Genomic DNA, 25,505 nt, shown 5'->3' on the forward strand with positions numbered 1-25,505 from the left:
CCGGCGTCCGTACGGTCGTGCGGTGAGCCTCTCGCAAACGCATCTCGCCGCCGCCCCGCTGATCGCGGCGGCCCTCGTCGCCGCCGTACCGCCGGTCTCGTACGCGGAGGCCGCGCGGCCCGCCCCGTACGCGCTCGCCCCCTCCTGCGGCGAGGAGCGGGATCCCGGCTGGGCGCCCGCCGCCACGCGCCTGCCCGATCCGGCCGACGGCCACCACGCCTACACCGGCAACGGCTACCTCGGCACACGCGTGCCGCCCCTCGGCGCCGGGTACGACGAGCGCGGGGGCGCGACGGGCTGGCCGCTGTTCACGCCGCGCTACGACGGCGCCTTCGTCGCCGGGCTGTACGCGCACGAGCCCGCCACCACCGCCGACCGCCAGGTCCTCGCGGCCCTGCCGACCTGGACGACGCTGGACGTACGGGTCGGCGGGGAGACCCTGGGCCCGGAGAGCCGCGTCTCCCGCTACCGGCAGAGCGTCCTGCTGCGTTGCGGAGTGGTCCGTACGGCGCTGCGCTGGACCACCGGCGACGGCCGCGTCACGGACCTGACGTACGAGGTGCTCACCGACCGCTCCGACCCGCACGCGGGCGCCGTACGGCTGCGGCTCACCCCGCGCTGGAGCGGCGAGGCGCACCTCGGGGCGGGCCTGGACTGGCGCGGGGCGCGGCGGCTGGCGCGGACGGGCGGGGAGGCCGGGGGGACGGAGACGGCGGGGCACAGGGAGACGGGCGGCAGCACGGAGACGGCCGGGCACACGGAAGCCGCCGGCAGCACGGAAGCGGTCGGCGGCATGGAAGCTGCTGGCGGCACAGAAGCGGTCGGCAGCACGGAAGCGACGTTCCGCGCGCTCGGCACGGGCACCGCGGGCGCCGTCGCGACGACGCTGCGGCCGGACGTCCGCGGACCGGTGCGCGTCGAGGCGGACCGTACGTACACGCTCGTGAAGTACGTCGGTGTCGACACCGCCCTCACCGCCCCCGATCCGCGCGCCGCCGCCCGCGCCGCGTCCCGGCGGGCGGCCGCGCGCGGCTGGCAGGGGCTCTTCGCCGCCAACGCGGCGGCCTGGGCGCCCCTTTGGGACGCCGACATCTCCGTTCCGGGGCATCCGGACCTCCAGGCGTGGCTGCGGGCGGCGCAGTACGGGCTGCTGACGAGCGCGCGGGAGGGCGGCGCCGACAGCATCGCGCCGACCGGGCTGAGCAGCGACAACTACGCGGGCCTCATCTTCTGGGACGCCGAGACGTGGATGTTCCCCGGCCTGCTCGTCACCCGTCCCGAACTGGCCCGCTCGGTGGTCGAGTACCGCCACCGCACCCGCGCCGGGGCCGCCGCGAACGCCGGGAAGCTGGGCTTCGAGGGGCTGTTCCACGCCTGGACCAGCGGCGGGCACGGCGAATTGTGGACGGAGTGCCAGAGCTGGAACCCGCCGCACTGCGTGACGCAGAACCACCTCCAGGGGGACATCGCGCTCGCGGTATGGCAGTACTACCTGGCGACGGGCGATCGCGGCTGGCTGCGTGAGCGCGGATGGCCGCTGCTGAAGGGGAGCGCGGAGTTCTGGGCGTCGCGGGTCACCGCCAACGCCGACGGCAGCTACTCGGTGAAGGAGGTGGCCGGGCCCGACGAGTACAGCAACGGCGTCACGGACGGCGTCTTCACCAACGCGGGCGCGGCGACCGCGCTGCGAAACGCCACCCGCGCCGCCGCGCTGGTCGGGGAGGCGGCTCCCGCGCGCTGGTCGGAGATCGCGGACCGGATCCGTATCCCGTACGACGCGAAACGGAAGATCTACCTCCAGTACGCGGGCTACACCGGTTCGCGCATCAAGCAGGCGGACACCGTGCTGCTGACGTACCCCCTGGAATGGCCGATGCCGGCGGGGGCGGCCGCGGCCACTCTGCGCTACTACGCCGCCCGCACGGACCCGGACGGCCCGGCGATGACGGACTCGGTGCACGCGATCGACGCGGCGGCGATCGGGGAACCGGGCTGCGCGGCGTACACGTACCTCCAGCGCGCGATCAGGCCGTTCGTACGCGGCCCCTTCGCGCTCTTCTCGGAGGCCAGGGGCACCAAGGCGGGCGCGGACGACCCCCTCTCCGGCTCCCCGGCGCAGGACTTCCTGACGGGGAAGGGCGGCTTCCTCCAGGTCTTCACGCACGGCCTGACGGGCCTGCGGCTGCGCGAGGACGGTGTACGACTCGACCCGACGCTGCCGCCACAGCTGGCGGCCGGGGTGAACGTACGGGGTCTGCGCTGGCAGGGCCGTACGTACGACGTCCTGATCGGCGCCCGGGAGACCACGGTACGACTGACGTCGGGCACGCCCTTCACCCTCCACACCCCCGCGGGCCCGAGGCACCTGACGTCCGCCCTCACCCTCCCGACCCGCCGCCCGGACCTCACCCCGACCACCAACACGGCCCGCTGCCGCCCGGCGACGGCGTCGTCGGAGGAACCGGGCCAGTACGCGAACGCGGCGGTGGACGGCAGCGAGGCCACGTCCTGGATCCCCACCACACCCACCTCGACCCTGACGGTGACCCTCCCCCACCCCACGAGAATCGCGACGGTCACCGCCCACTGGACCACGCCCACCCCACCGTCCCACCAAGTGGAAACATCCCCGGACGCCACCCACTGGCAGCCCTTCCACCCGGGCACAAAGACCCAACACATCCGCCTGAACCTGACACAAAGCCCCACAACAGAGCCCACCAGGACAGGCATCCGCGAACTGACGGTCACCCGCACCGCACACCCCTGAAGCGCGCCCCGGCTCACCGTAGGGACATCGGTGAACGCCGGTGTGTGGAGGGACAGTTCGGAGGAGGGAACAGTCGACGGGCCGTCGTGATGGGTGTTAAATGATCGACTTGGCCATCGAGGAGTCCGGGGTGAGCCAGTCGCTGACGGGCCATGAGCCGACGGACGGGCGACAGGGAGCGTGTAGCCGTGGCGGGAAACTACTCGGCCGACATCCAGGCGATTCTCGCCGGGTCGAAGCACATCGCCGCCGCCGTCTCGTACGGCGAGCGCATGGTGCCCAACTTCGAGTCGGACAGCGAGGGTTACTCGGGCTGGTGGGGTGAGGAGGGGGGTGACGACCTCTTCGCCAATCAGGTCGGGGAGCAGGTCAGGGACGAGCAGGAACGTGTGATCACCACGGCCAACGCCATCACCGAGGGGTTCCTCGCCCTGGTCGACGCGGTGGCCGGGGAGGCTCAGAACGTGCGGAGGCCGCAGGAGTTGGCGCTCGACGACATCACCACGCACGGTACGGAAAGCGAATCCAGGCGCTGAATGGCGATCATGTTCCCTCCCGCGCTGCGGGAGTTCATCGAGATCTGGGTGGGCGCCAACGTCGCCACCGGCAATGAGGACCGGGGCTACGACAGCCGCAGTGCCTACAGCCGGCTGGCCGACGACGTCGACGCGCTCTCGGATGCGATGAAGTCCGCCGTCGCCACGGCGGGGGACTCGCTGCCGCCCAGGATCGCCACGGAGTTCGTCGCCGCGGTGAAGACCTTCGTGGACGACGGGGGCCGGAACCACCTCCAGGACTTCTCCGCGGAGATCCGGGCGACCGGGCGCCGTCAGGTGGACCGCTCGATCCAGCTCTCGGAGAGCAAGTACCAGATCCTCCTCGAGTTCATCTTCATGAATCTCGAACTCGCCCTGATCGCCGCGCTCGCCGTGTTCACCGGCGGCACCTCGGTGACCCAGGTGGCCGTGGTCAAGGCCCGCAGCGCGCTCGCCATCCTGCTGATCCTCCAGCGTATGGGGCGCGCCGTCCCCACGCCGTTGTCGGCGTTGTTCGAGGCGATCCAGGAAGCGTTCATCACCTTCGCCGCGCAGGTCATGTCGATGACCCTGCCGGACCTGCCCGACCGGCGGCGCAAGGACTTCGACTGGGGGGACATCGGGCAGTCGGCGGTTCTCGGGGCGCTGGCGGGGGCGTTCGGCGGCTTCTTCTCCCAGGCGACCGCGCCGTTCTTCAAGGACTTCTTCAAGAAGAACCCGGGGTGGAAGGAGGTCTACGAACTTCCGCACACGTTCATCAACGAGGGCCAGGCCGAGACCTTCGCGACGACGTTCACCAACCTCTTCTTCTTGGGGACGTTCGCCGTCAATCCCGCGACGTTCGTGAGCGCCGGGCTCAGCGGGGCGTTGTACGAAGGTGCTTCCGATGTCGCGGGGTACGGCGGGAAGTGGGTCAACAAGACGTTCTTCCCGGAGCTCAACTGGGGCCGGGGTGACGTGGATCACCAGGCGGAGGGGGGCGGGGGTGGGCGCGGGCGCGGCGCCGACAACGACCGGCCGGGCGGCCACGATTTCGGGCCCCTGCCCCGCCCCTACACGGCTTCGACGTACGAGAGCCCCGAGAGCTGGGACGGTCCTGGTTCCGTCGGGACGGGGAACGGATCCGGGACGGGTCCGTCTGTGGCGCCGTACCGGTCCGACGTGGACAACGACGACAGCGGGTCGTTCATCAGCGACCTCTCCTCCGGTTCCGGTTCCAGGTCCGGCTTCGATTCCGGCTTCTATTCCGACTCCGATTCCGACTCCGAGGTGGACTTCGGTCCCTACAGCGCCTACAGCGACACCTCGTCCGTGACGGACTACGAATCCGCCTTTGGCGCCTACCCGGCGCAGGGGTTGGTGTCCCCCACGGCGCCGGGTGCGACGACCGGACTCGGCGTGGGGGGCACGGTCAAGTACTCGTCGGCTGTCGACGGCACCGTTGACGACGTGTGGGGGGATTCCAGCGGCGAGTCCATCGCCTCCGTGCTCAACCCTCAGGCCGGTTCCGGTGCGAGGGGCTTCGCGAACAATCCGTACGCCGACGCAGGCGCGGTCGGCGCCGTGCCGACCGGGTCCGGGGCGCCCGCGACCGTATCGGCCATATCCACGGCGTCGGCCGGCGAGACCGGGACGGGGTCGGGTGAGGCCGCCGGGGCCCTCGGGGCGTCGCCCGATCAAGCGCTCTCCGACGACGCCAAGCTGGATGCCGGGCGTGGGTTCAGCGCCCTCATGCAGGAGATCGGCCACCCCGTCGTCCTCGGGGGCGACGCCCAGGGCAGGGTGCAGTTCGACAACCCGCGTCCCCTCGGCACCCTGGAGTTTTACCTCCCCTCGGAGGTGGGCCGGTCGGAGGTGGGCCAGTTCGCCGACGACATCAACCGGGCCCTCGCCGACGGGGGGCCCGGGGTGTCGCCGGACGCCCTGCGCGTGGGCCCGGACGGGCGGTCGCTGACCGGTGTGGTCCAGGGTACGGAGATCAGCGTCGGCGCCGCCCCGCACGCCTTCGCCGACACCACCGTGGCCGACGGCTTCACCGTCCCCGCCGTCACGGAGTCCCTGGCGGACACCGCGTACGCGCTGGCGCTGGCCACCGACGAGCAGCAGCGGGCGAGGGACTTGCTCGATCTGCTGTGGGGGCTGTCGCACACCCCGGCCGACAACCCGCTCCCGCCCGCGCGGCTGGAGGCCCGGCACGGAGACGCCTACCGTGCCGCGCACCCCTCCGGGGCCGCCCCCACGCTGACCGCCCGGCTGAGTGAATTGCTCGACGGGATCGCGAGGAACCCCGACACCCGGTCGGTGTACGAGGCGACCTGGTCGGCCCTCGGCGCCGTACCGGACGACCTGACGCTGCTGAACGACCAACTCACCTCCCTCGCCGAGGCCTTGCGCCCCTCCGAGGCGATGCCTCCCGACCCGGCGGTCTCCGAGGCGACCGCCCCCGACGAGTCCGTCGTACGGGAGGCCGAAGCCGAGCTGACCCGTGCCGAACAGGCCGTCCGGGACGCGGAGGCGCTGCCGACCGCCGAGCAGGTGCGACAGGCACGGCTGGAGTGGAGGCAGGCGCTCGCCGAGGCGCGGAGCGTCGAGCGGTCGGCCACGGAGAGCGGTCCCCGGCCGGGCCCGGAGGACGCTGCGCGGACGGCGGACGCTCAGGAGCGTGCCGCCACCGCGCATGAGCGGTGGCTCGACCTCCAGCGGCGGTACGAGGGCGGCGCGGCGGCCCTGAGCGGCGCACGGGCCGCGCTTTCCACGGCTCGTACGGCAGTGGACACCGCACGGGCAGCCGCCCAGGAGCGGGACCAGCGCCCGGAGACCGACCCTGCCGTGGCCGAGGCGCGGAGTGAGGAGCGGCGCAGGGCGAGGGTGGTGTCGAGCCGGGCGCGGTTCCACGACACCGGCCTGGGCGGCGGGCCGAGCGACGGCCGCCGACGGACCCCGGCCATTCCGACGACCCCGGTCAGCCCGGTGGGCCCGGTTATTCCGACCACCTCGGTCAGCCCAGCCGGACCGGCCATTCCGGCTACCCCGGCCAGCCCTGCGATTCCAGTCACCTCGACCACCCCGGCAATTCCGGTCACCCTGGCCACCCCGGCAATTCCGCCCGCCCCGGCCAGCCCGGCGATTCCAGTCACCCCGGCCACCGCAGCGACCCCGACCACCCCGGCGACCCCGGCCACCCCCGTCCGCCCCGCCGCCCACTCCTCCCCCCTCCGCCCCGCCACCCAGGACGAGACCGACGAGCTTCTCCTCCTCTCGCCGCCCGCCGCCCCGCCCGCCGCCTCTTCCACCAGCCCCGCTCCCACCCCAACCCCCACCCCAACCCCCCAGACCACGTCAGCCACCTTCACCGGTGCCTCCGACCCGTTGCTGTCGGCCCACACCCTGATCGCCGGTCCGGCGGCGGCGCGTCAGGGCCGGAACTGGACCGGCAAGCCCGTCAGCCGGGTCCGGCCCCACCGGCTACGGGTCATCGAGACGCGGCCGGGCGCGCTCGCGAAGATCGTGTCCGAGGAGGACGCCCCCTGGCCGGACTCGGCGTACGTCGTCGCGGCGGACGGCGACCCCGGCGGGATACGCGTCTCCGACGGCCGGGTGCTGGACACGGAGACCCTGGCCGAAGTGCTCCTCGCCGACTCCGAGTTGGCCGGGCTGCCGAAGAATGTACCGCTGCTCCTGGCCGTACCCTTCGCCCAGCGCTCCCTCGATCTCCAGCGGTTGGCGAACCGGCTGGGCCGGCCGGTAATCGGCCCCAGCGGTGACGGACGCCTCGTCCGGGACGGGTCGAGGAACGAACACCTCCCCGTCCTCGTCGACCGCGCCGCCGACAAGCCGGTCGGCGTCTGGGCACCCTTCGAGCCGGTGGCCACCACGCCGCCCTTCGAGGACCGTCAGTGGACGGCACTGGACGGGACCACGTTCCGGGACAGCGACGTCGACACCCGCCCCCTGGTCTCCGCCGGGCACAAACGGCGGTTCGGCCAGATCTCGGTACAGGGCGGGCATCTGCGGGAGTTCGAGCACCGGTTCACGTCGTACCTCGACATGCGGCGCCTCGTGCACAAGATCCCGGCCGGCGCCGACCATCAGGACGGCGAGACCGAGGAGTTGACCCCCGATCCGGCGGTCTACGTCTACGCCGCTCACGGAAGTCCCGGCCGGATGACGCTCGCCCTCCGCGACGGAAGGACCGTGTGGCTGGGCAAGCAGGACGCCTCGCGGTACGTCGCCGGGCTGCCCGAGGTACGCCAACTGCCCCCGGGCCACCGGCTGCACCTGGAGATCTGCTGGAGCGCGTCGGACGGCGACCCGCGCCGCCAGCAGCCCCACCACGGTCCGGCGCCCCACGTCGACGACCCCTGGGGCGACGTCCCGTTCGGTCAGTACGCCGCCAACGCCAGCAGGCTGGAGACCACTTCGGCGACGCGGCAGACCGGCATGACGAGCAAGGACCGCGTCCTCATCGCCGGGGCGGACGGGGAAAGAGGCCGTCGCGTCACGTTCCCGCCCGAGCCGCTCGAACCCGAGCTGGACCGGCTCGCGCGCGACGCCGGCCTGCACCCGGGCCCCGGCCCCGTACCGCCGGAGACCCGCACCACCATCCTGCGGCTGGTACGGGGACTCCGCGGCCTCTTCGGCAACAGCGTCGAGCAGGACCGCGGCGTGCCCGGCGGACGGTACGCACGCCTGCTCAGCGGCATCGGCGCCCTGGAAACCATGCGCGCGAACGACCCCTCGCTCAGCGGGGTCACCCCCCTGCGCGAGGACATGGTCACCTTCTACGCCCAGCAGCACAGCGGGGGCATCGCGGACACCGCCGCCTTCGAAGCCCTCCTGGACTTCGCCCGCGACCGGATCCTCGCGGACCCCGGCGCACGGCTCAGCACCGAGATACCGGCACCCGCCCTCACCGTCACCCTCAACGAACTCGCCACGTCCGGCGAAGCCCTGCTCCGTACCGTCCAGTCCCTCCCCACGGCCGCGGCGGCGACCCCCGGCCAAGTGGCCTCCACCCTCTGGGCGATGGTCCGGGCCGGGAAGACGCTCTTCAACGAGATCCCCCCGGCCGACCGGGAAGCACACGCCCGCGCCGTCCTCCACCTCACCGACACCGACGCGTGGGACCTGCCGAAACAGAAGTCCCTCTGGGCCCTGACCGCCAAGGCCCTCACCGAGGGGCTGGACGTCACCGACCCCAGCCTGCTGGCCGCCTACCACCTGACGCAGACCGGTGCGTTCGGACCGGCCGCGCTGCTGTGGCAGGGGGACAGCGTCCAAGGCGTCTACTGGAGCGACACACCCGCGCCCGCGGGGATCGACTGGCGCAGCGTGGACCGGACGACACGCGGGCCGGACGGGACCTCCGTCGAACGGGTCGTGCCGGAGTGGGCCGGCCCGGGGAAGCCCGACCCCCTCCTGAACCTGGTCCACGTCGACCGGGCCGGGACCATCGTCCTGCACCTGCCCGGCCGCCCCCCGCTCCCGGTGTCCGACGACGAATTCCTCGCACTGCTCGACCTGGATCCGGGCCTCCGTACCACCCCGCTGGGCACCCCCGTCCTCTTCCTCACCTCCGGCCCCGGAACCCTCAGGCCGGAGCTGATACAGCGATTCGCCCAGCGCACCGGCCGCCCCGCCTTCAGCTACAGCGCCCCCCTCACCCTCACCGCCCCCGACCCGTCCGCCCCGCTCACCATCGCCGCCCCCCTCGACCCGGTCACCCAGGCCCCCGGCCGGTGGACCAAGGCCACCCGACAGCCGGCCGTAGGGTCCGGGCAGTCCACCACCCCCTCGGGCTCCATCAGCATCCTGAGCCCGTCACATCCGCCCGAACCGCCCGATCCGCTGCTCGCCGCCGAGACCCTGATGCCGGGCCCCTCCGGCGCGCACCAGGGCCGCAACTGGACGGGCAAGCCGGTGACCCGCGTGCGGCCAGGACAGATACGGCTGTACGAGGTCCGCCCCGGCCGGACGCCGCTGATCGTGTCCGAGGAGGACGCGCCCTGGCCCGACTCCGCGTACGTCGTCGCCGGCCAGGGGGAGAACGGAGGTGTACGGGTCCCCGACGGCCGGGTCCTGGACGCGGAGGCGCTGGCCGGGGTGCTGGCCGCCGACCCCGAGCTGTCCGCGTTGCCGCAGGACGTGCCCGTGGTCCTGGCCGTCCCGGACATGGGCCGCGGGTATCTGGACGGGGTGGCCCGCCGGCTCGGCCGGAAGGTGTGGGCGCCCAGCGGTGAGGGGCGTCTGATCCCCGACGGCACGGGTGACGGGCATGTCCTGGGCCTGGTCGACCGCGACGCGGATCTGCCGTACGGCGCCTGGGTGCCGTTCGATCCCACGCCCAAGAACGCGGCACCGTACGAAGACCGTGAGTGGACGGCGCTGGACGGCACGACGTTCCGTGACAGTGATGTGTACACGCGGCCGCTGGTCTCGAAGGACCACGAGCGGTACGGGGTGATCTCGGTCCCCGACCGCGACGCGCTGCGGCGGCGGGAGCAGCGGTTCAGGACGTTCCGGCAGATGCGGCGACTCGTCCATCTCGTACCGGCCGGCGGCGACCGGCACCACGGGGAGTCCGAGGAGGTGACCCCGGACCCCGCGATCTACGTGTTCGCGGGGCACGGGAAGCCCGGTCTGCTCGCGCTGACGCTCCGCGACGGCCGGATCGTACGGCTGGGCAAACTGGACGGCGCCCGGTACGTCGCCGGGCTGCGCGAGGTGCGTGAGCTGCCGCCGGGGCACCGGCTGCACGCGGAGGTGTGCTGGGGTGCCTCGGACGGCGACCCGACGCGGCCTCCCCTGGACACCGCTCCCGCGCCCCATGTCGACGATCCGCTGGAGGACATCCCGTTCGGTCATGTCCTGGCGAACGAGAGCCACTTGGAGACGTCGGCGGCCACCCGGTCGACCGGCCTGAACGACGATGCGCGGGTGCTGCTGGACGGCGCCGGCGGCGAGCGGGGACGCCGGGTCACCTTCCGTTTCGACCCGTCGGATCCCGAGCTGGACAAGCTGGCCCGCGACATGGATCTGCACCAGGGGCCGGGCGAGGTGCCGCCGGGGACGCGCGCGACCACACTGCGGTTGGTACGGGCCCTGCGGACCACGCTGGGCAACCGGTTCGAGGACAATCCGTTCCGGTACCGGCAGGCGCTCAAGGGCATCGGCGCGCTGGAGACGATGCGCGCGAACGACCCGGAGCTGAGCGACCGCACCCCGATCCGTCTGGACATGCTCGATGTCCTGACCCAGGAGTACACCGGGAAGCCGCCGGACGCGGCCGGTCATCTGGCGCTGCTCGCCTTCGCCCGCCGGCAGATCGCGGCGGATCCGCGGGCGGAGCTGAGCAAGGTGATCGATTCACGTGCCCTGCGCCTGGCCCTCGGTCAGTTCTCCACCGACGGTGAAGCGGTGGTGCGCGCCGTGAAGGCCCTGCCGGGCCAGACGCAGATACGGCCCCGGGACGTCGCGTCCGCGCTGTGGGCGACCGTTCGCGCCGCGCGGCGGATCGGGCAGGTGCCGGCGCCGGAGCGGGAGGCGTTCGGCCGCACGGTGCTCCATCTGCCCCCCACCGGGACCTGGGACCGGGCGGCGCAGCAGACGTTGTGGGAGCTGACGGCGAAGGCGATCGCCGAGGGTACGGACGTCACCGACCCGGATCTGCTGGCCGCCTACCACCTGACGCAGACCGGTGCGTTCGCGCCGGCCGGGCTGCTGTGGCAGGGGCAGAACGTCCAGGGCGTCAACTGGAGCGGCACGCCCGCGCCGGCGGGGGTCGACTGGGGCGGCGTGCGCCGGATGACGCTGGGGCCGAGCGGGACCGGCGTGCAGCAGGTTGTGCCGGAGTGGGCCGGGCCGGGAAAGCCCCCTCCCCTCCTGAACCTGATCCATGTGGACCGGGCCGGGACCGTCGTGCTGCACCTGCCGGGCCGTCCCCCGCTCCCGGTGTCCGACAACGAGTTCCTGGCTCTGCTCGACCTGGACCCGGCCCTCCGTACCACCCCGTTGGCCACTCCTGTCCTCTTCCTGACCTCCGGCCCAGGGGCCCTCAGGCCGGAGCTGGTACGGCGGTTCGCCGAGCTCACCGGCCGCCCCGCCTTCGGCTACAGCGCGCCGCTGATGCTGACCGCCACCGATCCGTCGGCCCCGCTCGCGATCCTCGCCCTCCTGGACCCGGCCACGAAGACCCCCGGCCGGTGGACCGGGGCCACCCGGCGACCGCCCTCGTCCGCGCCGCCCGCGGCCTCGGCCGAGGCCGAGGCCGACATCTTCGCTCCCACCGACGCTGCCTCGCAGCCCATGGACCCCTTGCTGTCGGAGCGCACCCTGATGGCCGGTCCGTCGGGTCCGGCGCACGGGCGGAACTGGACGGGCAAGCCGGTGGGCCGGGTGCGCCCCGATCGGGTACGGGTCATCGAGACGCGGCCGGGTGTGCTGGCGAAGATCGTGTCCGAGGAGGACGCGCCGTGGCCCGACTCCGCGTACGTCGTCGCGGCGGACGGCGACCCCGGCGGGGTACGGGTCCCCGACGGCCGGGTCCTGGACACGGACGCCCTGGCCGAAGTGCTGCTCGCCGACCCGGAGTTGGCCCGGCTGCCGAGGAACGTACCGCTGCTGCTCGCCGTACCGTTCGCCCAGCGGTCCCTGGATCTCCAGCGGTTGGCGACCCGGCTGGACCGGCGGGTGATCGGTCCCAGCGGTGAGGGGCGGCTGGTCCGTGACGGGTCGAGGAACGAACACCTTCCCGTCCTGGTCGACCGGGACGCGAAGAAGGCGTTCGGCCTCTGGGTGCCGTTCGATCCCCTGGCCACGACCCTCCCGTCCGAGGACCGGGAGTGGACGTCGCTGGAGGGGACCACGTTCCGGGACAGCGACGTGGACACCCGCCCCCTGGTCTCCGAGGACCACGAGCGGTTCGGCCGGATCTCGATGCGGGACGGCGAGAGCCTGCGGAGGTCGGAGCAGCGGTTCACGTCGTACCTCTCCATGCGGCGGCTCCTGCACAAGATTCCCGTCGGCGCCGGCCTTCAGAACGGCGAGATCGAGGAGATCACCCCCGATCCGGCGGTCTACGTCTTCGCCGCCCACGCGAAACCCGGCCGGATGGCGCTCGCCCTGCGCGACGGCAGGACCGTGCGGTTGGCCAAGCAGGACGCCGCGCGTTACCTCGCCGGGCTGCCCGAGATACGCCAACTGCCCCCGGGCCACCGGCTGGGCCTGGAGATCTGCTGGAGCGGCGCGGACGGCGACCCGCGCCAGAACCACCTCTCGACCCTGCCGGTGCCCCACGTCGACGACCCCTGGGGCGATGTCCCGTTCGGCCAGTACGCGGCCAACGCGAGCAGGCGGGAGACCGACGCGGTCACCACGCAGACCGGGATGGACGGCGTACGGCGCCTGATCGTGGCCCCGGCCGACGGGGAGAAGGGGCGCCGCGTCAGGTTCCGGCCCGAGCCGCTGGAGACCGAGCTGGACGGGCTGGCGCGCGACGCCGGCCTGCACCCGGGCCCCGGTCCCGTACCGGCGGAGACCCGTACCACCACGCTGCGGCTGGTACGGGGACTCCGCGGGCTCTTCGGCAACGGCGTCGAGCAGGACCGCGGCGTGCCCGGCGGACGGTACGAGCGGCTGCTCAAGGGCATCGGCGCCCTGGAGACCATGCGCGCGAACGATCCCGCGCTCAGCGGGGTCACCCCCCTGCGCGAGGACATGGTCACCTTCTACGCCCAGGAGCACGGTGACGGCATCGCGGACACGGCCGCCTTCGAAGCCCTCCTGGACTTCGCCCGCGACCGGATCGTCGCGGACCCCGAGGCGCGGCTCGGTACGGAGATACCGGCGCCTGCCCTGAAGGTGACTCTCGCCGAACTCGCCACGTCCGGCGAGGCCCTGCTGCGTTCGGTGCAGTCGCTCCCGTCGGCGGCGGTGGCGACCCCCGGGCAGGTGGCCTCCACTCTCTGGGCGATGGTCCGCGCGGGGAAGATGCTGTTCCACGACATTCCCCCGGCCGACCGGGAGGCACACGGCCGCGGTGTCCTCCACCTCACGGACGCGGACCCGTGGGACCTGCCGAAGCAGAAGAAGATCTGGGCCCTGACCGCCAAGGCCCTCGCCGAGGGGCACGACGTCACCGACCGCGACGTGCTGGCCGCCCACCACCTGAGGGGTTTCGCCTTCGTCAAGGTCATCCTGCTGCGGCAGGGGCAGGTGATCCAGGGCGTCAACTGGAGCGGCAGGCCCGCGCCTTCGGGGATCGACTGGCGCAGCGTGGACCGGACGACACGCGGGCCGGACGGCACCACCGTCGAACAGGTCGTGCCGGAGTGGGCCGGTCCTGACATGCCCGCGCCCCTCCTCGTCCTGATCCACGTGAACGAGTCCGGGAACGTGGTCCTGCACCTGCCCGGCGGGCCGCCGATCGAGGTGTCCGACGACGAGTTCCTGGCCCTGCTGAGGCTGGACCCGGCGCTGCGGACCACGGCCCTGGGCACCCCCGCGCTGTTCCTGACCTCCGGTCCCGGGGCCCTCAGGCCGGAACTGGTACGGCGGTTCGCCCAGCGCACCGGCCGCCCCGCCTTCAGCTACAGCGCGCCCCTCGCCCTCACCGCCGCCGATCCCTCGGCCCCGCTCACCATCGTCGCTCCCCTCGACCCGGCCACCCAGGCGCCCGGCGCGTGGACCAGGGCCGACCGGCGGACGACGGGCCCGTCCGGGGAGTCCACCGCGTCCTCGGGCCCCGCGACCATCTTCGGGCTGCCGGACCACGCGGAGTCGGTGGAGTCGGTGGAGTCGCCGGAGTGGCAGGAATGGCTGGAGTCGCTGGACGTCCGGGCGCCGGAGGACGATACGGAACGGGACGCGCGGACCGGGATCGCCTATCCGGCGCCCGTCCAGATCAACACGACTCCGGTCTCCGCCGACGACCCCGGCACGGACACCACGGACCCCACAGGTGACCCCGGCTGGTCCGTCTCCTCCTGGCGCCCCGCCGGATCCCCGGACCGGGCCCGGTTCGAGAGCCTGTACCGGGACCGCGAGTGGCGCCACCGCAGTGTGGCCCTGGAGTTCGTGTTCGCCGGGCTGATGGGCCAGGTCCCCGCGTTCACCGCGTCGGCCCGTGACGGCGTGTTGCGCCTGTACGAAGGACTGGCCGCGCGGCACGGCGAGCCGGCGGCGCGCCGCGCCTTCTTCGCCCCCGACGCGGTCCCCGCCGACCCCGCCGCCGCGCTGGAGCGGCTGCGCACCCTGCCGCCCGGTCCGCTCGCGCTGGACGAGCTGATGGCCGCGCTCACGTACGCGGCGTACGCGGAAACGGAGTTGCCGGGCCCGCTGGCCGACACGCTGGCGCGTCCGGCCGGCCGTCGGGCCCGGTACGCACCGGGCAGTGCCTACCGCGCGGTGCACGACAGCCGTGGCTTCCGCCGGGTGGGCGGCGCGGACGGTCCCGCGCGCCGGCTGCTCCGTACCTACGCCGCGCTCGGCGCCTCGCCCGCCCAGCTGCTCGCGTTCCGGGGCGCGCTCATCGCCTGGGCGGTCCCGGCCGATCTCCAGTCGCTGCACGAGATCCTGCGCGCCTCCCACCCGCTCGGGGTGGGGAACGCGGAGGAGCGCGGCGCGGTCCTGCGGGACGGGGCCGGGCTGCACCACTGGGTCGCGGAGTCGGCGCGGAACGCCGGCTTCCAGCGGTTCGATCCGTACGGTCATCTGATCCCGCCGCACCGCCGGCTGTACGGCGAGCGGATGACGTACGGCGCCGAGGTCACCGCCGGTGAACTGGATCTCCCGGGCGACCTCGTGGCCCTGACCGGCGCCGCGCTCGCCGGAACCCTCCCGTCCGGCACCCGCAGGGAACGGGCGCTGCACGCGTGGCTCCGTACGTACGGCGACACGGGCAGGCGCGCGCTGGCGCGCCTGGCACCGGCCCACCTGACGGCCCTTCACCTCTACGGCGGGCCCGACTACCGGCTGATGAAGGCGTTCCTGAACGGTGAGCGGCTGGGCGCGGCGATGGGCCGTCGCCTGGTACGGCTCAACGTCTGGTCGTTGACCCGCAAGGCCGTGGAGCTCGACGCGCCCGCGTTCCTGCCGACGATGCTCCGCGCCCATCCCGGCCTCGAAGCGCTCTTCGACGACCTGCGGGCCGAGCCGGACCTGGAGACGCCGGGCGCGGAGGTGGACGCGCTGCGGGGCCGGTCCGACGTGATCGCGGACTGGCTGTACGCGCGGATGGCGCCGCACGTCGACATGGCGATCGAGGCGCTGGAGATCCTGCCGCCGGTGAACGCGGACGTCTGGTGGGGCGACCGGGGGATACCGGGTTCGCTCGACGCGGTGCCGGTGGACGGGTCGGCGACGGACGGGACGCCGGCGGACGGCACGTCGGCGGACGGACCGGGCAACGGGCCCGTCTACGGCCGCGACACCCTCACCATGCCGTTCTTCCGCAGTACGTCGCTGGTGCGCGACCGGGCGCACGCGTTCATGACGTGGAGCAAGCGACCGCCCGCCGGTTCCCACCCCGGTCTGGTGCACGTCCCGCGCTCGACGGCGCGCGAGATCACCCCCTTCGTGGCCTCCCTGTCGGAGGCCGAGGTCACGTACCCGCCCGGCGCGGTCTTCCGTATCACGGGCCGGGGCGTCGTCCCGGGCGGCGAGGGGACGGTGTCGTACGAGTCGATCACCGCCGAGGAGGCCCCCTGGGCGGAGAGCCGCCGTCCCGCGCCGGTGCTGCGGGAGATTCGGGCGGCGGACGGCCGGGTCGTCGGCGCGGCGTCGTTCGACGACGCGGACTGGGCGGTACGGCGGGACGCGTACACGCGGCTGGACGGCGCGACGGGGTTCGTGTCGTGGGAGCGTGACGCCCAGAAGGGTCCGGTGGCGACGCTCAAGCCGCTGCCCGGCGGCGGGACCGCCGGGGGGACGTTCTTCTTCGCCTCGCACGGCGGCGCCGAGGGGCTGGCGCTCGCCGAGGACGGCGGGGGTGTCCTGCGGGACGACGGGGCGTACGCGGCGCGGCTGTTGGCGGGGGTACGGAACCGTGGTTTCCGCAGCGTGACCGTGCTGGCGTGCGGTCCCGGCGACGCGCCCGGGAGCGTGGCGGAGGCCGGGGCGCGGGCGGGGCGGCTGGCGGACGTGGTGGGCCTGCCGGTGCATCTGGAGGTGGGCCGTACCGCCGTCACCGCCGACCCCGGCGGCGGTCCGGCGCTGATCCACGCGCTGGAGGGCGCCGAGGGGCGGGCCACGGGGTGGGTGACGGCGTATCCGGGCGGCGGGCCGGCCGCGGGCGCGCCGGCCCCGGACACCGGGCGTCCGTTCGACGCCGGCTATCCGGCCTCCGGGCTGGTCAACGCCGACACCGCCATGGAGATGGACCTCGATCCCGGCGCGACGTCGTCGGAACCGGACGCCGAGCTGGAACCGCCGTACGACGCCTCCGAGCCCGACGCCGAGCTGGAACCCCCGTACGACGCCTCCGAGCTCGGCGAAGTGTCCGACGCCGGCTCCGGCAACTCCGCGGACTCCACCGACTCCACGGATTCCGACGGCCAGTCGTCCATGCGGATCCCGTCCTGGCGGATCACCGGCGCGCCCGACACCCCGCGTTTCACCGGCTACTACGCGAACCCCCACTGGCGCCGGAGGAGCCTCGACTTCGAGTTCACGCTCGCCCGGCTCCTGGCCACGCGGCCCGAGGTGACCACCGCAGCGCGCGAGGCGGTGGGCCGGGCGCACCGGTTCCTCGTCGAGCGGTACGGGGAGGAGGCGGCCACCCAGGCGTTCTTCCCGCCGGACGACCCGGGCCGGGCGGCACCGGGCGGCCCCCTCCCCCGGCTCCTGGGACCGGACGCCACAGCCCCCCTGCCCGAGCTGATGCGGGCGTACGCTAACGCGGTCTTCGCCCACACCGGCCCCGCGACCGTCAGCCGCGCCCTGCCCGGCCGGATCCGCCACGCCGGACAGCCGCTGAGGAGGCTGAACCCGGCGGACCGCGCGAGCTGGCAGCGGCACGACGCCCTGGGCTTCCGGCAGGTGGCGGGGGTGAACGGGCCCGCGCTGTGGCTGCTCCAGGGCGCCCGGGAACTCGGCGCCACCCCCGCCGAGATGGCCACGTTCCGCACGGCGCTGATCTCCTGGACCATCCTGGAGGGCATCCACTCCCTCCACGAGGTCCTGCGCGCCTCGCAGCTGATCGGTCTGGGCGGCGAGGAGGAGCGCGTCGCGACGCGGCGGGACGCCGCCCGTACGCACGGGTGGGCCAGGGACCACCTCGTCCCCTGGCAGCACATCCCGGAGACCCCCGAGGGCCTCGCCGTCCGCGACCGTCTGCGCGCCCCCCACGTGGCGCTGTACGGCGACGGCGTGCGCTTTCCCCGCGCGGCGACCGACGGTCTCGCCGTACCGGACGACCTGCTGGCGATGGTCGACTTCCTCCTCTCGGGCGCCTCTTCGGCGTTCCCCGACGACGAACGCACGTCGGTGGCACGGGCGTGGCTGGAGCGGTACGGCGCGGAGGGCCGGGCCGCGCTGCTGAAGATGGCCCCCGCCCACGTCACCGCGCTGTTCATCTACAGCATGTCCGACTACCGGCTCATGAAGGCGCTCCTGAACGGGGAGCGGTTCGGACAGCACGTGAGCCGGTGGATGGTGCGTTCCGTCGCCTGGACGCTGGTCACGCGCGGCGTCTACGTCGTCTGGTCGGGCGAGGCCGGGGCGTGGGAGAGCCACGTACCCCTCACGCTGCGGACCCAGCCGGGTTTCCACGAGGTGTTGCGGGGGTTGGTGGACCTGCCCGACCTGGAACCCGGCCCCGGGCTGTCGCGGCTGCGCCGCCGGCTCGACACGATCGCCGACGGGCTCCACGGTCAGCTCAAGGTGCACATCGAGATGGCCGTCGAAGCCCTCGAACTGCTCCCTCCGGTGCGGCGTACCGTCTGGTGGGGCGACCGGGGCGTCCCCGGATCCCTGGCCCGGCCGGCGGCCAACTCGGCGCTGTACAACGGCGCGGTGATCTCGGTGCCGTTCTTCCGCAGCACCTCCATGGACGTCGGCGCGGCCCTCGCCTTCGCGCTGTCCAGGGGCAGCGGGCCGTCGGGGACCCACCCCGGGGTGTTCGAGATCCGCGACTCCCGGGGCAAGGAGATCGCCATGTTCTCCGCCTTCTCCGACGAGTCGGAGGTCCTCTATCCGCCCGGTTCCGCCTTCCACACCCGGAACCGGACCATCCGTACGAACGAGGACGGCCCGGAGCGGCGGAGGTACGCGTACTCCGTGATCGAGGACGTCACCGCCGACCGGCCGGCCGCGCCGCCGAGCCCCCCGGCAGGCCCCGCCGACCCGGACGACGGCGACGGGCCGGTCCTCCGTACCTTCTACACGGATCCGCGCTGGTGGGTTCTGAGCCGGGAGTACGAGACGGCCCTCGGCGAGGTGCTGGCCCACGAGCCCGCCGTGGTCGACGCGGCGCGCGCGGCCGTCCGCGTCCTGCACACCTACCTGTCGCACCACCTCGGCGCCGACACGGCGGCGCGCGCCTTCTTCCCCGACCTGTCCGGGACGGGCGACGCGCGGGCCGAGATGGACCTCTTGCTCGACGAGGACATGGCGGTGAGCGTACGGACGTTCGTGCTCGCGCTCCTCGACGCCGGCTACGCGTCCGCGACCCGGGGAGCGGGCCCCTCGCTCGGCCGGCTGTGGGCGAACCGCCCCGAGCTGAACCTCCAGGGGCAGCTCACCCTGGTCGAGGACGCGACCCCGCACCGGCGTACCGGTCCCTGGTACCGGGACCGGCACGACCGGCTGGGGCACCGCGTCGGCAACGGCCGCGCGACGGGCGTCGCCTGGCTGCTCAAGGCGTTCGGGAGCCTGCCGGGCACCGACCCGGCCCTGCTGCTGGGGCTGCGGACCGCGCTGCTGGCCGACCGGCTGATGTCCGGCGCGCACTCGCTGGCGGAGGTGCTGGAGGCCGCGCAGTCGGCCGGGGTGCGCGACGAGGCGGAGCCCGAGCCCAAGGACGTCGAGGCGGCCCGGCTGTACGCCTGGGCCGACGCCGTCTTCGCGCCCGCGCGGCGTATCGACTCCGAGCCCGAACTGCGCGGGGCGTACGCCGGCGACAGCGCCCTGCGCGAGCGGCTGCGCCTGCCCCACCAGCGGATGTACCAGCGGCGCACCACCTGGCTCGCGCCCTGGCTCACCGGCAACGCGGCCGAGCCCGCCGCCATCGTCCAGCTCGCGGGGCTGGAGGGGAGCACCTGGACCGCCGAGGATCTGCGGACGCTGCCGTGGCCCACCGGCCCGGCGGCCCGCGAGCGGCGTGCCGCGCTGCGCGCGTGGCTGCTGCGGCACGAGAGCCAGGCACTCCTGCGCAACGTCACGGCGGCCCACGTACCCGCGCTCCATCTGCTCAGCGGTCCGGACGCCGCGCTGACCGACCCGCGGTTGACGACGGGCCCCGGGTCGCCGGACCGGCTGCGCCAGGCGGCGGGCGCGCTGGTCGGCCGGCGCGTCGCCCAGGGCGCTCCGGACCACCTGTTCCCGCTGACGCTGCTGCGCGACACCCGCCTGCGGGCCCTGGTGCGGCAGGCCAGGAACGTACCGCCGACGACCCCGCACCGACCGGCCGTACTGGCCCAGTTCGCCCAGCGGGCGGCGGCGCTCGCCGCCGAGCTGGCGCCCGGGACGCGCGAGGATCTGGTCCTCCTGCGGCGCATGGGGCGCGAGGCCCTGCACCTGCTGCCGCCGGTGGACGCGCCGGTGTACTGGTCGGCCTGGGAGGCCGGGACCCTGGAGGAGGCCCAGGAGGCGCCCATGGCGGGCCTCTCCTTCACCGTTCCCCCCTTCCACACCGCCTCGGCGTCGCGGAGCGCCGGACTGCGCACCCCGCCGGGCCCCCCGCCGGAGGGGGAGAGCCGCCTGGTCCTGTACGAGGTACGCCGGGCCTCCGCGCGGGACATCGCGCCGTTCAGCCGGACGCCCGGGGCGCGGCAGGCGATGTTCCCGGAGGAGACCCGTTTCGAGGAGGAGTCGCGCGAGGTCCGGTACGACGCCTCGCTGGGCCGGTCTCACCTGCGGGTGGTCCTGCGCGAGGTGCCGGCTCCGGCGCCGGAGCGGTGGGACCGGGAAATCCTCACCCGTCCCGTCATCGCGCCCGACGGCACCTGGTCGGGCGTCACCAGCTATACGGCGCAGGAGTGGACGGAGCGCCAGGACGCGCTCGCCCATCTGCCCGGCCTCACCTACTTCAAGTACTACGACACCGAGGCCGAGACCTGGGAGAAGGACCGCGTCCCGGTGCCCTGGGGCCGGGGCTCCCTGTTCTTCGCCGCGCCCGGCGACGGCCGGCTGGTCCAGGTGGGCTCCCCGTACGGGTCCAAGCTCGCGACCGCCGGAGAGGTCGGCGGCTTCCTGCGCGAGCTGCTGCGCCGCTCCCCCGCCCGGGAGAGCGCCGCGCTCGTCGTCTTCGGCCCGCCCGCCGGGGCCGGCCCGCTGGCCCAGCGGATGGCCGACCGCACCGGGCACGACACCGCGGGATCCACGGTCCCGGCCGAGACGTTCGAGCGGGGCAAGGACGCGGACCCGCGGTACGGGCTGGAACTCGAACGCGATCCGGCGCTCCCCGCTCCCCGGTGGGTCGTCCGCACCCCGCGCGACCAGGACTCCCTTGAGGACGAGGCACCCCGTGATCCGTCACGGAACGCGGAGCGTTTCGCCCCGGTGTACGCCGATCCGCGCTGGCCGGAGGCCGCCCGCGACTGGGAGCGGGCGCTGGGCCGCGCCCTGTCCGCCGATCCGCGTGTCACGGCCGCCGCCCGCGCGGCGCTGGAGGCCGTCCACCGGTTCGGCGTCGGCCGGTTCGGCGAGGCGGGGGCGACGTCGGCGTTCTTCTCCGCCGCCGACGACGACGCGGGCGTGGACCTCGACGCCGCCCTGCGGCGGCTGCTGGACCCCGACGGGGGCGCCGGGCTGCCGGAGCTGATGGAGGCGTACGCGCGGGGGGTGGGGCTCAGCGTCTGGTTCACGCCTCCGGCGCCACTGGACCGGGAGGGCAACTGGTACCGGGAGTTCCACCACGACCGGGGCTTCCCCGTGGGCCACGGCCCGGCCGACGCCGCCCGCGAGGCGCTGGCGCGCTACTCGCGGCTGGCCGGGGTGCGGCGGGCCGATGTCCTGGCCTTCCGGGAGGCCGTCCTCGGCTGGCAGCTGTCCCTGGACCGCCACTCCCTGATCGAGGTCCTTCTCGCCTCGCACGCCCTCGGCCTCGGGGACACCGCCGAGCGGGCGGCGGCTCTCGGCGACGCCGTCCACCTCTACCAATGGGCGGACGACGCCCTGTCCCCCCGTACCCGTTCCGACGCGGCGGGACAGGACGGCGGCCTGCGGCTGCCGCACCGGCGGCTGTACGGCACCGGGGCCGGCCGGTTCGGCCCGGAGGCCACCGGGGCCGGTACGGTGCCGGACGGTCTGGTCGGCGCCGTACAGCGCGGGGAGAGGCTGCTGTCCGGGGAGTACGACCCCGACGAGCTGGCGGGACGGGAGGAGGCGCTGCTCGACTGGCGGCGGCGGCACGGCGGTTCGCCCCTCGACGGCCTGGACCGCGCGCACGTCACCGCCCTCCACCTGCTGGGCGGTCCGGACGCCGCGCTGCTGGGCACGCCCGACCCGGTGGGGCGGGCCGGGTCCCTGGTCGCGGGCGAACTCCGCGGCGGCGGCTTCGCCTTCCCCGTCCTGCTGAGGAACGACCCCGGCTTCCGGGGTCTCGCGGCGCGGGCGGAGGCGCTCGCGGAGAACGCTCCCGACCGGGGGGAGCGGCTGGCGGAGCTGCTCACGGCGATGGGGCGGCGGATCGGCGAACTGGCGCCGCGTATCCGGGCGGAGGTGTCCCAGCACAGCGCGTTCGGGTCCGAGGCGCTGGACCGGCTGCCGGCGGTGAACGCTCCGGTGTGGTGGGCGGGGTGGCTGCCGGGGGATCTTGCTTCGGGGGCCGGCGGGGCGGGGGTGTCTGGGCGCGGCGGGGTGGGGGCGTCTGGGGCTGGCGGGGCGGGGACGACCGGTGAAGACGGTGGGGGGTTGTCCGGTCCTGACGGTACGGAGTCGTCGGGTCCTGACCGGTCGGAACCGCCCGGTCCTGACCGTACGGAAGCGCCCGGTCCGCTGGACGGGGTCTCCACCTCCTCGTTCCATGTCGCGCGGCGCACGGAGGAGACCGCGCTGGACCTGCTGGCGTCCGGCGGGGACGCGCTGGCGGGCAGGCACCCGGTGGTCTTCGAGGTGGCACGCTCCTCGGGCCGCGATGTCTCGGTCTTCGCCGGGGACCCGGACGACGGGCCGGTGGTCTACCCCGGACCGGCCGACTTCACGGTGGTGCGCCGCTCTGTCCGTACCCATCCGGAGACGGGGCGTCGCTACGAACACGTCCTGCTCGCGGAGACCGCCGCCACGCGCCGGGCGCTCGCGGGCCCGCCGACGAACTCCGGGGCCTCCGAGCCCTCCGAGGCCCCGGACTACCCGGAGCCGGAGTACTGGAACGCGCCCTGGGAGGGGCACGAGACCGCCGGGTCCGGGTCCTCGTCCCGGTCCGGGTCCCTGTCCCCGTCTCTGGACCGGACGGTGGTCCAGGAGATCCGCGCGGACGGGCGCACGGTCGGCAAGGCGTCGTTCTCGCGGCACGACTGGTCGTTGCGCGAGCGTCCGTACGGCCGGCTGCCCGAGGCCACCACGTACACGGAGTGGAGCCGTGACCCCGGCGGGGAACGGGTGGCCCGCCGCCGCCCGCTGCCCGCCACGGGCCGTACCGGCACGTTCTTCTGGGCCTCCCACGGCCAGGACGGCGGCTACGCCGTCGTCGGCCAGGACGACCTCCCCGTCGGCGCCGACAGCGAGCGGGTGGGACGGCTCCTCGGCCCCGACCTGGCGGCGGCCGGCTTCACCAGCGTCACGGTCCTCGCGTGCGCCCCCGGCGTCCCGGGCGACGCCGCCACCCTGGCGCGCTCCGTCGAGCGGGCGCGGGGCATCGCGTACACGACGGGCATGGAGGTCTACATCAACTCCGGCGGGGTGGCGGTCACGCCCGGCCAGGACGAGAACGGCGGCACCACGGCCGACATCCACCTCCTGGAGTCGGAGGACGGCAGTCCGACGACGTGGCTGCGGATCCCCCCCGGGTCCGGCGTGGTCGCGGAGGACACGGCACGGGGGCCCGACGAGCGGGCGCCGCGCGGCACTTACCGACGCACCGGGCCGTACGCCGCCGAACTCGACGGCACGGTCTTCGCGTTGCACGAGTCGCACCCGCACGAGTCGTCCCGTAGCGAGTCGCCCGGTCACGAGTCGGCCGGTCAAGAATTGTCCCGCCACGAGTCGCCCGGGGAGGGCGACCGGTCCGCCGCCGACGCCCTGCTGCTGGCCCTCCGGTACGCGGCCCCCACGACACTCGCGGACGCGGGGATCGACAGCCCCGCCGCTCTCCTCGGCTGGCTGGGACGGAACGTCACCGACGACGACCTGTCCCGGGAGACGCCGCTTCCGCTGGACGGGGCCCGGATGATCCCGCTGGCGCTGCTGGACGATATCGGCGCGCCGACCAACGCCTCCCAGCGCATGGAAGCGGTCCTCCTCGGCAATCAACTCCCGGCCTCGGACGTCGCCCTGAGCCCGGCCGAACGGTTCCGGCTGTTGCTGCGGGACCCGTCGTACGGAGGAGAGAACGGCAGGCGCGCGCTGACGGACGCGATGGTGGCAACGGCCCCTCGCACGCTAGGCGTCGGGCTGGCGGTGGTGGGCCAGGACGGGCAGGTGACGTACCACGGCACCACGGCGGACGGCAGCCCTGACAGCCGTACCCCTGACCCCAACACCGCCGTGGACGCGCCACCCGCCCTCCTCGTCCACGACGGCGACCGCCACCTCGCCGGGCTTCCCTATGGACCGGGCGACACCACCGCCGCGAGCGAGGCGCGGACGCGCCGGGTGGTGGAGGCCGTGTCCTCCGCACCGGCGTCCGTAAAGCGGCGGCTGGCGACCCCGCGGGCACCGGACTGGATCCGGGCCCGCATCCGTTTCGCGGAGGAGGCCGAGCGTTTCGAGGAGCGGCTCGGCCGGTATCTCGGCGACCACGAGGCCGCCAACGCCCAGCTCGGCGTGATGGTACGGGAGATCTGGACCCGTGCCGTGGCGGCCGGCCGCTGGGCGGAGCTGGGCTCCGCCGACCCCACCACCGACGGCGCCGTGGGCACCGAACGGGACCGGATCGAGGCCGTGGTGGAGTCGGGCAACCTGCGGGAGCGCATGGGCCTGCTGTGGATCGGCGCCCCGCATCCGGCCGGGGGCCTGATCTCCGACCTGCTGAGCACGCCCGCTCCCATGCCCCGGTCGATCATCGACGAGTACGCCGAGCGACTGCCGTCGAACGGGATCACCACCTACCGGGCGGTGCGCGCGCAGACGCGGGACCTGCCGCCCGAGGAGCGGGCGCGCCTGCTCGCCGAGGCCGAGCGGCCCCTGCGGACAGCGGCGCGCCCCGATACCGTACGGCCACCCCTGAGCGAGGCCGAGCGGGCGCTGATGCCGGACGAGGATCTCGCGTGGATCCCGGGGAGGAACCGCTGGGACTACGCCATGAGCAGCCGGTTCCAGGCCGCCACCGAGCCGACCGGCGGCCTGGTCCTGGCCGGTACGTCCGGCTCGTCGCAGCGGCTCATGACCCAGGCCGTGGCGATGCGCGACGTGTGGGGGCTGGACCTCGACCTGGGCCTGGTACGGGTCGCGTTGCTGGCGGAGATGCTGACGGCGGAACACCACTCCCTGCACGAGATCATGCGCGGCTGCCAACTGGTCTTCGACCAGCTGCGGGAGCGCGGCACGCCGGAGTCGCCGGATCTCGACTACGTCGACAACTGGGGCCGTTACTGGCGCATCGCGCCCCTGACCGAGGCCGAGCTGCGGCAACACGTGGCGGTGGACGGCCGGTTCCCGGACGAGCACGCGCTGGCCGAGACGGACTGGCCCACGGGCGCCGGACCGGACGAGCGGGACGACCAGGACGACCAGGACGACCGGGACGACCAGGTGACGGAATGGCTGGCGGCCTACGGTGACACCCTGGAGGACATACGAAATGCCCTGCTGGCACTGGCTCCCGTGGGCTCCCTGGCCGAGAAGCTCCGCCAGATACTGAACGACCGCACGTAACACCCCCCACG

The 25,505-nt window shown here is 74.2% G+C and carries 3 protein-coding genes; all 3 read left to right on the plus strand.

Annotation, left to right across the window (positions count from 1 at the left end):
* Positions 1 to 22: 22 nt before the first annotated feature.
* The 3 genes from ACIODU_RS26730 to ACIODU_RS26740 all read left to right on the plus strand — a co-directional run bounded on the left by ACIODU_RS26730 (position 23) and on the right by ACIODU_RS26740 (position 25,494).
* Positions 23 to 2,770, plus strand: a complete 2,748-nt coding sequence (locus ACIODU_RS26730; protein WP_401770387.1) for a discoidin domain-containing protein — start codon at positions 23 to 25, stop codon at positions 2,768 to 2,770.
* Between the two features lie 188 nt (positions 2,771 to 2,958).
* Positions 2,959 to 3,306: a hypothetical protein gene (locus ACIODU_RS26735; protein ID WP_401770389.1), complete on the plus strand. Its 348-nt coding sequence runs from the start codon at positions 2,959 to 2,961 to the stop codon at positions 3,304 to 3,306.
* Positions 3,307 to 25,494 carry a lonely Cys domain-containing protein gene (locus ACIODU_RS26740; protein WP_401770391.1) on the plus strand — a complete coding sequence of 7,396 codons (22,188 nt, stop codon included), beginning with the start codon at positions 3,307 to 3,309 and terminating at the stop codon, positions 25,492 to 25,494.
* Positions 25,495 to 25,505: the final 11 nt, after the last annotated feature.

Source organism: Streptomyces sp. NPDC088261, from assembly GCF_044740805.1.
Lineage (GTDB): Bacteria > Actinomycetota > Actinomycetes > Streptomycetales > Streptomycetaceae > Streptomyces.